This is a genomic window from Thioalkalivibrio sp. ALMg9 (genome assembly GCF_000380625.1).
Lineage (GTDB): Bacteria > Pseudomonadota > Gammaproteobacteria > Ectothiorhodospirales > Ectothiorhodospiraceae > Thioalkalivibrio > Thioalkalivibrio versutus.
Genome location: NZ_AQYC01000008.1, coordinates 31,773 through 43,667, shown reverse-complemented (window position 1 = coordinate 43,667; position 11,895 = coordinate 31,773). Strand labels below are relative to the sequence as shown.

The window sequence follows — 11,895 nt, the reverse complement described above, 5'->3', positions numbered from 1 at the left end:
ACCGCGATGAGTGAGCCGAGTCATTTGCCAAGGACTCCACCCTTGGTGGACCAAGTTCTTGATCATTCAAGCGTTTGGGGTGTGAGCAGCGCGGACGAGCTCTTAGAAGAGGCCCTACATGCCGTACGTACGCATATGGGGATGGAAGTGGCCTTCATATCGGAGGTCAAGGATGATCGCCGTTTCTTCCGGTACATCGAGCAGCAGAATGGTGCTCTGGAACTGAACGTTGGAGACTCGGATCCAGCGGAGGAAAGTTACTGTAAACGTGTACTCGACGGGCGGCTTCCGGAACTGATCCAGAATGCGGTGGAACTACCCGAGGCGCGCAAGATCCAGGCTACGCAAGATATACCCGTTGGCGCGCACATCAGCGTGCCGATTTGTTTTTCCGATGGCCGTGTCTTCGGCACGCTCTGCTGTTTCGATCGCGAGGCCGACGAAACCCTAAGTGAACGCGACCTGGGCCTGATGCGCACGTTCGCGAGCTTCGTGAGTAAACAGATAGAGCGAGAGGAGGCTCGTCACGAGCAGTGGCTCAAAGGACGAAAACGCATTGAGCAGGTACTGGATAGGCAGGAGTTCCACGTCGTCCTTCAACCGATCTACGACCTGAAGACCAAACAAGCCTTGGGGTTCGAAGCCCTCGCACGCTTCGGCGGTGAACCGCGGCGCGGACCAGACCAGTGGCTGGATGAGGCCCACACCGTGGGTTTAAGGGAGGAGCTCGAACTCGCTTTGATAGCGCAGGCGCTTCGCCATCTAAAGGATATCCCTGCAGAGCATTACCTTTCACTCAACGCTTCGCCGCGGGTCATCCAGTCGGGGCGATTGTACGACCTGCTGTGCCAGTACCCGCTGAATCGGATCATGCTGGAAGTCACGGAGGAAGCTGCGGTGGAGGACTATGACCTGCTCCACAAGGCGCTCTCGGGGCTGCGTGACGGTGGTGTCCGTTTGGCCATCGACGATGCCGGCGCTGGGTACGCCAGTTTTCGCCACATCGTTCGATTGCGCCCCGACATGATCAAACTCGATCGAACTCTGATCGATGGCATTGCCACCAATGCCGAACTGCGAGCACTGGCAGTGGCCATGGCTCGCTTCGCGGACGAGATAGGGGCGAAGGTTGTCGCGGAAGGGATCGAGAACGAACACGACCTGGAGGCGCTGTTATGCATTGGTGTTCATGCGGCGCAAGGCTACTACCTAGGTGAACCCGAGCGTGCCGATACCTACGATTTCTCGGCCTTCGTGCCCTAACTGTGGAGCGCGTCTTGTTCTGTGACCATAGGGGTAGGTTCGGAACCCCAAGCGAGGCGCACGCAGTTAGCTGAGGTTCGAGCGGTTCGGACTATTAGTCTGTGCCGTTCGTCGAACCTTGACCGGTTATATGGCTCCATCGGTCTTCCAGCGCGTTCAAGCCCTGTAGCTGGGTGACCAGGTCCTTGAGGCGCAGCCGCTCGTAGTTCCGCCGACGGTGCTCGAACGTGAGGGTCCGCCCTCGACGTTCGATCTTCAGCCACGCCAGACGCGTTCGCAGGGGTACGCCCTCGCGGGAAAGTGCCTCCTGCAGCATGTCCGACGTAAACATCAGCCAGGACTGGCCGATGCCGTCGAATCCACGTAGACGCCACCGGAACACGGACCCGCCTTCGCGCCGGGAGCGATGGATCGCAGGATGCGCGACCCAGGGCCGCTGGTACGTGTTCTTGAACTCCTGCACCAGCTGGTCCATCTGATGATCGATCTGCCGTAGCTCGGTTTCGAGAACCTGCATTCGCTTACGTGCGTCAGCGAGTTTCATGTATCCCTCTCCAGTGGCCCCGCGCCCCCCTTACCCTTAAAGGGCCCTTTAGGGCGTAACTACATGGCAGGCCTTCGGCTATAACTACTCTCCGTGCATCTGAGCCAGGCGATCCATCAAGGTCCATCACGTTCCGGTCTCCTGAGCCACGGGCGAGTCGTAGGACTCGGCGCGCTCGCCTGCCGGGGCATCGGTTTCATCCTCGTCCTCGTCGTCATAGAGCCCCGGGGGCGGTTCACTGCGCGCCTTCGGGTCCCGAATGTCGGGTGCCACCGGCGCTCGCAGTTTCCCCTCCAGGACTTCCTTCGGCGGCAGGCCGAGGGTCTCGATCGCCTGTCGGGCTTTCGCTGTGCCAGCGGCCACGTCGTCTCGGGTCACGCCCTGATACTGGAATCCCTGCGGTGCATTGAACGCACTGCGAACCAGCCGGCCACCCTGATACAGCATCCGCTCGCTCTTGTCCCGGCCCATGAGCCCGACGTGGCGTGCGGTCAGGATGGCGCGTGCGGTTCGATCGAAGTCGGCGATCAGGTAGGCCCCCATGAAGCCGTAGGGGTTCGAGAACTCCAACGGGACGGTACACGGGCTCTGGCTCTGAGCCACATCGATGTCGATACCGGGCATCGAGGCCAGGAGTCGCTCGGTCTGTTCCCGGAGGGCATTGATGCCCTCGCGGTTCTCTGTGAGCGACTCATAGGTCTGGAGCAGTTTCCAGTCGGCCCACGGATCATCCAGGGCGGCGGCTCGCCAGATCCGCCGCATCGTGGTCGCGAAGCGCACGAGTCCGATGATGGGTGCCTTCTTGTCGGTTGCTCCGCGTCCGTGCACCAGCCGCTGCGCCTGGCGCGTCTGGATCTCCATCGCGGCGGACCCGCGCAGGCCTCCGGGTGACGAACTGGCGGTACGCCAGTCCACGATGGGGTCGGCCTCGTTGGGCATGGGTTTCGTGTCGGCCATGGTCGCCTCCTAATGTCGTGAGTCCCGGGAGATCCCGGTCAGCGTGTTCTATCACCGCCCTCGGATTCCTGGCAGGCCAAATCCCAAATCGCCTGCCAGGGGGCTTCCGGGCGGTATTCGTACAGATCGGAGCCAGCGATATAGAGTCCGATTGCCGTGAGCGCGGACGCCTGGAGATCCGGATCGAGTCCTCGTAGATCGGACAGGTCGAGCGGCCATTCCGGCGCGTTGTAGCAGGCCAGCAGCACGCGACGGACGGAGCGCGACTGCCCGCTGCGGTTCAGTGCAACGTCCAGCAGTCGATCCAGGGCCTGATCTGCGTCTACTGTGGCAATCCTCGGCACGGCCGTTCCCCTCTGGTCTGGCTCAGGGGTGTAACGGGGTTACACCCCTCCCTGGTCTGGCTCAGCGATCCCAAACCGCGTCCACGCGCCGTTGGATCTCCTCCTTCACCTCCAGCGGTCGTCTCACGCCATGCAGCCGGATCTCGCCGGTTTCGCCGCCGCCCGCCGAGGACACTCGGACCTCGCCGATTCCGATCAGGCGATCAATGACTCCCTGTTCCAGGGTCGGGATCCGGGCATTGGCATAGCGCAACGTGCGCCGGTGGCGCGCGATGATCCCGGTCTGCACCGTCACGCGGTCGGGGTCGAGGGTGAATCGGTAGTAGTAGATCGCGAACACGATGCGGATCGCGGTGAGCACCATCCAGATACCGAGGACCATCGACAGTGCTGCCTGCACGATGGGCAGCTCGCCAATGCCCGGGATGGTCATGCGCCACTCGGCAATGCTCGCGCCTACTGGATCGGGCAACTGCCCCAGCCAAGCCACGATCTCCGGCGTCCAGGCCAGTACGGCGAGGAGCAGCACAAACTTGAGCACCGTGGGCCATACGCTGCGCAGCGCCGGCCGCAAGGTGTAGGTCGGCACCTCGGCGTCCGCGTCGGCGGGGTGGTCCCGGGGTGGCTCCCCGGCCGACGCCGGCGCGCGATACTCCCGTGCGGCCTGTCGCAGTGATTCGCTCGGTTCTTCGTCGTCAGGTGGCCGGGGCGGGGGCTCGGGTGGTGCGTCGGGATCGACCTGCTCCACGCCATAGCCCGCCTGCTGGCCGCCCCAATGCACTGGCACCAGCTCGTATCGCTTATCCGTCTCGCGATTCAGCGCGTCCCGGACCACGCGAGCGCGGCCGTGGCTGAACGGCATGTCATGTTCGTCGAGGATCATGCCCCTGGCTCCTTGGATCGGTGGGTGCTGCGGCTGCGGGCCTTCTCCAATCGCTGCACCAGTTCGTTGTTCGCGTCGGGCTCGACCGTGACCACCTGCGCCTCGGCCTGCTGGACGCTCGCCTGGTCGATCCGTCGTTCGCGCTCCGCCTGCTCGGCCTTGCGCCGGCGTCGTTCGGCCGCGTCCACGGCGTAGCTCGGCAGGAAATCGCCGCTGCGCGCCCGCTTGGCGACGGCACTCAGGTAGCGCAAGGGGTTGCGGATCGGATCCGTTTGAGCGCGATCCCGGATGGCACCGGCGACCTCGTCCAGGACCTGCTGGGCCTGGTCGGCGGGCAATCCCTGCAGACACCGATCAGCCAGTTTGCGGTGATCGGAGCCGAAGCTCTCGGGATAGTGCAGCGCGTCGGCCGACTCCTCACTGCCGCGCGCGCCCGGTTGTTCCAATACCTCAGAGGTAGGTTTTGTAGTAGTAGGTTTATATAAACTACTACTACCCTCGCGTGCGTGAGCCGAGTTAAGATTCTTTACTCGGCATGAAATTACTGTTTTTGAAGGCTTTTCTTCGGGAGGTTCCACCGAGTTAAGATTCTTTACTTGGTGATCAGCGACCGAGTTAAGATTCTTTACTTGGCTCTCACCCGAGTTAGCCTCGTTGACTTGGCCGCTCCCGGCGCGACCCCTGGGGCTCGCGGCGGCTCGCACGGCCGGTTCGGCGCTCAGGGTGGCGAGGCGGCGCTCAAAGCGATCCCCGGTGTCCACGGGATCGGTGAGGTCGCGGTCGGCATCGAGGCGATGCTGGATCGTGGACACGACCTGCTGCGCGGTCTCGCGTACCCGTCGATGGCCGTGATCGGTCAGGCTTTCGAGGTAGGTGATGTACTCCGGATCGAGGTACATCGCCTCGGTGACGGATACCGCCTCGTCGTGGATCGCGTAGACGCTCCCCCGGTATCGGCCCTGACCGTCACGGACGCGATCGCACAGCGAGATCCATCGAGTGATGCGCAGCATGGCGATCGCGGCGGCGATGGTGGGCCGGGACCCAAGCCCCGCACGCTCGAACTCGTCATACGACGGGAATCCGGCGGGGGCCTTGGGATCGGAGTTCGCCTGGATCACCATCCAGGCGAGCTTGTCCGTCGGCCCCAGCTCGTCCGCGTATAGCAGTGCCCGGGGGTGGGAGTCATGCCAGTTCCCGAAATACAGGACTGCGCCTTCCTCCTCGCCGCCGGGGTCCGGCGGCCGATCCCGTAGCTGGCGCGCGGCGTCCTCCAGGTACGCCTTGAGCCCTCGGATGCGGGGTGTGATCTCCTCAGTCATGACGAGCCCCCGGCGGAATAGAGGTGGGTCCCGAACTGGTGATGCACCAGGTCGACCACGGGCCGCGCCGTCTTGGCGGGATACGTTGGGGCCCGATCAGCGAGCGTGTGCTGACACTCCGCGACGAGCCGGTAGACCGCAGAGGCCGAGGCCCCCGTGCTGCGCGCGACGTGGAGATAGCGATCCGGATCGGGTAGGTCCTTCGGGGCGGCCCGCCATGCGTCCCACATCGCCTGAGCCTGTTCGGACGTGGGTGATCGCGGCCGACCGGGCTGCGAGGGCAGTCCGAGCACTCGCCGACGTCGGGCCACATCCGTCGTGGTCATGCCAAATAGCGCCTCCATCATCCGGGCGTCTGCCTGGTGCCTAAGCAGCTCGTCCTGGACCTGCCGCGACTGGACCTCGTCCCGCGCGCGTTCGAGGAGCTGATCGAACCGATCAGCGTCGATCTGGAGGTCGATGAACAGATGCCCGAGTCGCGAGATTTCGACCAGCTCGTCGAAGGTCATGTCAGCGAGGGTCGAGGCTTGGTCGGGTGTGAGGCCCAATACGCTGAGGGCGTTCATGTCGGCGTCCTGCAGCCGGGACATGGCGTAGCGCAGGACATGGAGGGTGAGATCCGTTGTGCTGCTCATGGCTCAGCCCTCCCACGGATCGAGATCGTCCGCGTCCGCCTGGTGCTGCAGGTCCCGGCAGGCCTGGACGAGGGCGACGAAGTCGGCGAAATCGCGCTCGCGTAGGCACGAACTGACCATCCAGCCCAGCCCGCGCCAGGGTGGCTCGGCGATGTGCCGCGCGATGACCTCCTCCTCGTCGCCTCGGTGAATGGCTGAGGCCAGGCGATGGGTGGGGGCTGTCTGCAGGACGCGGTCCGGGTGCAGGCCGATCTGCGACCAGCTGACCAGCAGCCACCAGGTCCAGTGCCGATAGTCGTTCTCCACCGCGTTCATCCGGGCATCCGCCTCCTCGGCCGTCTCGCCCGGCAGGTCGAGGACGTAGCCATAGCCGATGTCTACGGGCTGGATCTGATCGGCGTAGTGGTAGCGAGCGGCGATCTGCTCGGCCAACGTGTAGATCCGACGCCTCAGATCCGCCACGGTTGGCGCGGCTGCGGGCGTGGGCGCGGGCTCAGTCGGTGCCGCGGCCGGTGGGCTGGAAGGAGGTGGGTCACCCGCACCGGCCCCATCACCGATCACTGGATCCGTTGCGGCCCCGGAACGTCCGGGGGACGCTCCGGGTGTCCCGGTAGGTGAGGCATCGTGGGCGGGCGGTGTCTGTTGGACCATTGCGCCGGGATCGGCGTCCGAGGGCATGTCGGCTGGGTCCGTCGTCCCCTCGGGGTCCTGCGTCGGCGGCGTATCGAGTTCCATGCGCACGGTGCGCAGATCGAGGGACAGTTCTTCGGCCAGACGCCGCTCCAGTTCCTGGCGCGCTGCACCGGGGTCCCAATCGGGGGCATCGGTGGCGGCGAGGGACTCCTCAAACACCATGTCCACCGCATCCTGGGTGTGCCCATGGGACTCGCCTACGGCATGAGCCGACCGATGGAGCTTGCGGAGTTTCTCGACTCCGTCGTTGCCGAGCCCTCCGTGGAGGGCCTGCGGGATGCAGTGCAGGAGAGCCTTCGCCGCGTACTCAAACCGAATAAGCAGTGTTCGTGATGCGGTGTAGCCAATGTCCTGTAGCCGTCTTTGTAGTCCGCTGCGGCTCAGACTCTCGCCGGCCTCCGACTCGAACATTTCGCGCAGCCGATCGACCGCGAGGGCGCGATCGATCAGGGTCATCGTCCCGCGCATTTCGTTCTCGATCAGGTGCGCACCCAACACATCCTGGTCCGAGGTCCAGGGATGGAACAGCACATGGACCTTGCGGTACGCCTCGTCGCCGGTCTCTTCGTACAGCTCCTGCAGGATCTGAAGCCGCGTGTTCCCGCCGGCGCGTACCATGTAGAGGTCGTCGTCCGGCCGCCGGGTGACTTCAATGGCGTTGTTCAGACGCTTCTGCGCCCGGATGGAGGCCTTGATCTCGTCGTACTGCGGGTTGCGCTGCCGCCGGGGGTTTCCGTCATACGGCCGGATCCGGTCGATCTCCAACACCATCTGTGTGACGGTCAGAGGGTCGCCTGGCGGCAGATCCTGCGCCGCCGAATCACCGAAATGGCCGACGGTCAGGCGGCTGCGCAACTCCTCGGAACTCAGCTGTTTCTTACCCATGTTGTGCCCCTCCCCGGATCAGGTGAGGCAACAGCTCCTCGGTGAGGCGGCGCATGGTCTCGGCACCGGACAGGGTGGGCCCTTGCCGGTGGGGCTCCCATCGATGGACGGGCACCTGCTGGGTGGCCGCCTCTCGGTAGGCCACGGCGGAGGGAATGAACGTATCGAGGATGGTGATCTGGCCTCGGCTTTCGCCGCAGGCCTCGCGCCGGAGTTCGTCCGCGATCGCGCGGCCGTCTCCGGTTCGGTCTACCCGATAGAGGAGGCCGCGAAGTGGACCGACCGGTGCGCCCATGGCCGCCATCGGTCGCAGCCGATCAAGCATCGACACGGTCCCGCGCGCGAACTCGCGGGCGGAGAGGATTTCCGGGGGAATAGGGGAGAGCAGGAAGTCTGCCGCCAGGACGGCGGCATCCTGCAGGGGGCCGACAGCCCCCTGGGTATCCAGCAGGACGACGTCATAGAGGTCGTCGTAATCCGCGAGGATGTGTTTGAGTCGCACGCGGCCGTCCGGCGTGTGCAGGATCCATTGCTGCAGCCGACCCTGGGGGTCGTTGGACAGCACAATGTCGAGGGCCCCGTCGTGCTCGCCGTCGAGCGGGATGTCGATCGGAGTGACCGTGCCGTCGGTGTCGCCGTTGGTAATGAGTTCCGTGAGTCCCCCGGCGGCGATCAGGGCCGGGTCCACCGGGAAGTAGCTGGACAGGGTGGGCTGGATGTCGGCGTCGATTAGCAGGACCTTGTAGCCGAGGTCCGCGAGGTAGGCGCCGAGGTTGGCCGTGACGGTGGTCTTGCCGACACCGCCCTTGGTTGATGTGGTCGTGATTCGGACTGTCATAATGGTTCCCCGTAGTGCTGGTGTGTTTACCAGTCCTCACGGGTCACCTGACGTAACGCCCTCTACATTGTTTGGTCACCGGCACCGATTCGTAATCGATAGGTCGGAGGTTCGACTCCTCTCGCCGGCACCATCTTTTTCTGTGGTTTTCCCGCGTCCGCTTAGCCCCGGTTGCCGCTGCGCTGCGGGCGGCTGCCTCCGGGGCGGCCGCCTCCGCCGGAGCGCGGGCCACCGCGGCGATCGTCGCGCGGCTTGCGCGGGCGCGGTTTCGGCTTGACCGCATCCTGGAACAGGCGTGCCGGGTCCACGCTCGCGGTGGGGATGCGCTCGCCCAGATAGCTCTCGATATCCGGCAGGTAGAAGGCCGAGTCCTCGCAGCCGAAGCTGATCGCGTCACCTTCGGCGCCCGCACGTGCGGTACGCCCGATACGGTGCACGTAGTCCTCGCCGGACTGCGGCAGATCGAAGTTGAAGACATGCGTGACCGCCGGGATGTGCAGCCCGCGGGCGGCCACGTCGGTCGCCACCAGGTAGGTGTATTCGCCAGCGGCGAAGTGTTCCAGCAGCTGCGAGCGCTTGTTCTGCGGCACGTCGCCGGACAGCAGCGCGGCCTTCTGGTCGTTCACGTTCAGCCAGTCGCAGACCTTCTCGGCGCCGTGCTTGGTGTTCACGAACACGATGGCGCGCTCCGGCTTGAGGTCGCGTGCGAGCCCGAGGAGCAGCGGGATCTTTTCGTCGTTGGCCGGGTAGTAGATCACCTGGCGCACGCGGTCGGCAGTCAGGGTCTCGGCCTCGACCTGGACCTTTTCCGGATTGTTCATGTGCTCGTACGCCAGCTCCATCACGCGGAAGGACAGCGTGGCGGAGAACAGCATCGACAGGCGTTCGCTGGCCGGCGCGCAGCCACGCATCAGAAAGCGCACATCCTTGATGAAGCCGAGATCGAACATGCGATCCGCCTCGTCCAGCACCACCACCTCCGTATGCTTGAGGCCGAAGACCTTCTGCTTGAAGTAGTCGATGATGCGTCCGGGCGTGCCGATCAGGATGTCGGCGCCGGCCTCCAGCTGTTCGCGCTGGCTGTCGTAGCCGGTGCCGCCGTAGGCCAGCGCGAGCTTCAGCCCGGTCTCGGCGCCCAGCGATTCGGCATCCTTGTGGATCTGGATCGCCAGTTCGCGGGTCGGGGCCAGGATCAGGGCGCGCACCTCCGTGGGCCGCCGGTTGGGCGAAGGCTGCTGGCGCAGCAGGCGGTTGAAGGTCGCGATCAGGAAGGCGGCCGTCTTGCCGGTCCCGGTCTGGGCCTGGCCGGCGACGTCGTGGCCGGCCAGCGCGATCGGCAGGGTCTGTGCCTGGATCGGGGTGCAGGTTTCGAAACCGGTGGCGCGGATGCCCGCCTGGACGGGTTCGGGCAGATCGAGCTGGTCGAAGCGGGGTGTGTCCTGCACGGTTTCGGTCATGGGGTTCCTCGGTTCCTGCGTATTACTTGAACTGTCCGGCGTTGATCGTCGATAGTAAGGGCCGTGCAGCCGGCGGTGCGGGCTGCTCCCCCAACCCAAGTCATGAGGGCTCGGAGTGAGCGACAAAATTGTGTACACATCGGACGCCGGTTTCGACGAGGACGTCCTGAAGGCGGATCAGCCGGTGCTGGTGGACTACTGGGCCGAGTGGTGCGGGCCCTGCAAGATGATCGCCCCCATTCTGGACGAAATCGCCGAAGAATACGCCGGCAAGGTCAAGGTCGCCAAGCTGAACATCGACGAGAACCCGTCCACGCCGCCAAAGTACGGCATCCGCGGGATCCCGACGCTGATGCTGTTCAAGAACGGCGATGTCGAGGCCACCAAGGTCGGTGCCCTGTCCAAGTCGCAGCTGACTGCGTTCCTGGATCAGCACCTGTAACACCCGGGCCTGGCGGTTAACCGCCAGGCCTCGCAGGCGCCCGGCTTCACCGGGGTTGCCCCGCGCCGCCGCCTCGCTTACCATCGAACCAGTTCGAGTGGCCGCCAGGCCATTCCCTGCCTCCTTCCAGTCAATCCGAGTGACCACCCCCGGTCGCCGATCATCCACGTTGAACACAGCATCCCACGCATGAATCTGACCGAATTGAAGCGGATGTCCGCTGCCGATCTCGTGGCCTTTGCCGAAGAAAAAGGCATCGAGAACATGTCCCGTGCCCGCAAGCAGGAGATCATCTTCGCCCTGCTCAAGGCTCACGCGAAGAGCGGCGAAGCCATCTTTGGCGACGGTGTCCTCGAGATCCTCTCCGACGGCTTCGGCTTTCTCCGCAGTGCCGACAGCTCCTATCAGGCCGGGCCGGACGACGTCTATGTCTCGCCCAGCCAGATCCGACGCTTCGGACTGCGCACCGGCGACACCATCTCCGGCAAGATCCGCCCGCCCAAGGACAACGAGCGCTACTTCGCGTTGTTGAAGGTCTCGGAGATCAACTTCGAGCCGCCGGAGAACGCCAAGCACAAGGTGCTGTTCGAGAACCTCACCCCGCTGCATGCCAACAAGCGCATGCGCATGGAGCGCGGCAATGGCTCCACCGAGGACATCACCGCGCGGATCATCGACATCGTCTCGCCGTTCGGCAAGGGCCAGCGCGGCCTGATCGTCTCCCCGCCCAAGGCGGGCAAGACGCTGATGCTGCAGAACATTGCCCAGAGCATCGCCGGCAACTACCCCGAGTGCTATCTGATTGTCCTGTTGATCGACGAGCGCCCGGAAGAGGTCACCGAGATGGACCGCATGGTCCAGGGCGAGGTCGTCTCCTCCACCTTCGACGAGCCGGCCCAGCGCCACGTGCAGGTCGCCGAGATGGTGATCGAGAAGGCCAAGCGCCTGGTCGAGCACAAGCGCGACGTGGTGATCCTGCTGGATTCCATCACCCGCCTGGCGCGCGCCTACAACACCGTCTCGCCCAGCTCCGGCAAGGTGCTCACCGGTGGTGTGGATGCCAACGCCCTGCATCGCCCGAAGCGCTTCTTCGGTGCCGCGCGCAACGTGGAAGAGGGCGGCAGCCTGACCATCATCGCCACCGCACTGGTCGAGACCGGGTCGAAGATGGACGAGGTGATCTACGAGGAGTTCAAGGGCACCGGCAACATGGAGCTCCAGCTGGAGCGCCGCATCGCGGAGAAGCGCATTTATCCTGCGATCAACGTGAACCGTTCCGGTACCCGTCGCGAGGAACTGCTGACCGCACCCGACGAGCTGCAAAAGCTCTGGATCCTGCGCAAGTTCCTGCACGGCATGGATGACATCGAGGCCATGGAATTCCTGCTTGGCCGCATGCAGTCGTCCAAGACCAATTCCGAGTTCTTCGACCAGATGAAGCGCAGCTGACAGGGGGCGGGCTGCGCCCGCCCCCTGTCAGCGCGAGCGCCAGCGAAGCGATCGCGCCCCACGCAGCCCCGGTCCCTTCCCGGGCTGGCGCTCCGAGCCCTCCTGGTTGCCCCGCAGAGGGCACGGAGCGCATAGAGGATGAACAAGGCCCATTCTGGTCCAGCGGGATTGCAGGGCTGTTGA

12 protein-coding genes are annotated in these 11,895 nt (G+C 64.7%); 3 read left to right on the top strand and 9 right to left on the bottom strand.

From position 1 onward, the window contains the following. Positions 1 to 6: 6 nt before the first annotated feature. Positions 7 to 1,263, top strand: coding sequence for an EAL domain-containing protein (locus tag F792_RS0105380; RefSeq protein ID WP_026305908.1), 1,257 nt, complete (start codon positions 7 to 9; stop codon positions 1,261 to 1,263). 94 nt (positions 1,264 to 1,357) lie between these two features. Here the strand turns inward: F792_RS0105380 and F792_RS0105375 are convergent, their stop codons facing one another. The 9 genes from F792_RS0105375 to F792_RS0105330 form a co-directional block, all read right to left on the bottom strand. Further along, the gene (locus tag F792_RS0105375; protein WP_018168691.1) at positions 1,358 to 1,780 is read right to left on the bottom strand and encodes a hypothetical protein; all 423 of its coding nucleotides are present in this window, start codon (positions 1,778 to 1,780) and stop codon (positions 1,358 to 1,360) included. 153 nt (positions 1,781 to 1,933) lie between these two features. After that, the gene (locus F792_RS0105370) at positions 1,934 to 2,764 is read right to left on the bottom strand and encodes a PFL_4669 family integrating conjugative element protein (protein WP_018168690.1); all 831 of its coding nucleotides are present in this window, start codon (positions 2,762 to 2,764) and stop codon (positions 1,934 to 1,936) included. Positions 2,765 to 2,802: 38 nt separating this feature from the next. Beyond that, complete coding sequence (locus F792_RS0105365) at positions 2,803 to 3,108, bottom strand: hypothetical protein (protein ID WP_018168689.1); 306 nt, start codon at positions 3,106 to 3,108, stop codon at positions 2,803 to 2,805. Positions 3,109 to 3,169: 61 nt separating this feature from the next. Next, positions 3,170 to 3,991, bottom strand: a complete 822-nt coding sequence (locus F792_RS0105360; protein WP_018168688.1) for a PH domain-containing protein — start codon at positions 3,989 to 3,991, stop codon at positions 3,170 to 3,172. Beyond that, positions 3,988 to 5,313, bottom strand: a complete 1,326-nt coding sequence (locus F792_RS0105355) for an STY4528 family pathogenicity island replication protein (RefSeq protein ID WP_018168687.1) — start codon at positions 5,311 to 5,313, stop codon at positions 3,988 to 3,990. Before F792_RS0105355 ends, F792_RS0105360 begins: the two co-directional genes overlap by 4 nt. Then, entirely contained in the window at positions 5,310 to 5,948 is a 639-nt protein-coding gene (locus F792_RS0105350; protein WP_018168686.1) for a DUF2857 domain-containing protein, read from the bottom strand. Before F792_RS0105350 ends, F792_RS0105355 begins: the two co-directional genes overlap by 4 nt. 3 nt (positions 5,949 to 5,951) lie before the next feature. Further along, positions 5,952 to 7,526: a ParB family protein gene (locus F792_RS0105345; RefSeq protein WP_026305907.1), complete on the bottom strand. Its 1,575-nt coding sequence runs from the start codon at positions 7,524 to 7,526 to the stop codon at positions 5,952 to 5,954. Next, positions 7,519 to 8,364 (bottom strand): ParA family protein, encoded by an 846-nt coding sequence (locus tag F792_RS0105340; protein ID WP_018168685.1) that lies wholly within the window; start codon positions 8,362 to 8,364, stop codon positions 7,519 to 7,521. Before F792_RS0105340 ends, F792_RS0105345 begins: the two co-directional genes overlap by 8 nt. Positions 8,365 to 8,525: 161 nt before the next feature. After that, positions 8,526 to 9,821 (bottom strand): DEAD/DEAH box helicase, encoded by a 1,296-nt coding sequence (locus F792_RS0105330; protein WP_018168684.1) that lies wholly within the window; start codon positions 9,819 to 9,821, stop codon positions 8,526 to 8,528. A gap of 115 nt (positions 9,822 to 9,936) precedes the next feature. Between F792_RS0105330 and trxA the strand changes: the two genes are divergently transcribed. After that, positions 9,937 to 10,263 carry a thioredoxin TrxA gene (trxA, locus tag F792_RS0105325; RefSeq protein WP_012983830.1) on the top strand — a complete coding sequence of 109 codons (327 nt, stop codon included), beginning with the start codon at positions 9,937 to 9,939 and terminating at the stop codon, positions 10,261 to 10,263. A 189-nt stretch (positions 10,264 to 10,452) separates the two neighbouring features. Then, positions 10,453 to 11,712 carry a transcription termination factor Rho gene (gene rho / locus F792_RS0105320; RefSeq protein WP_018168683.1) on the top strand — a complete coding sequence of 420 codons (1,260 nt, stop codon included), beginning with the start codon at positions 10,453 to 10,455 and terminating at the stop codon, positions 11,710 to 11,712. Positions 11,713 to 11,895 lie beyond the last annotated feature (183 nt).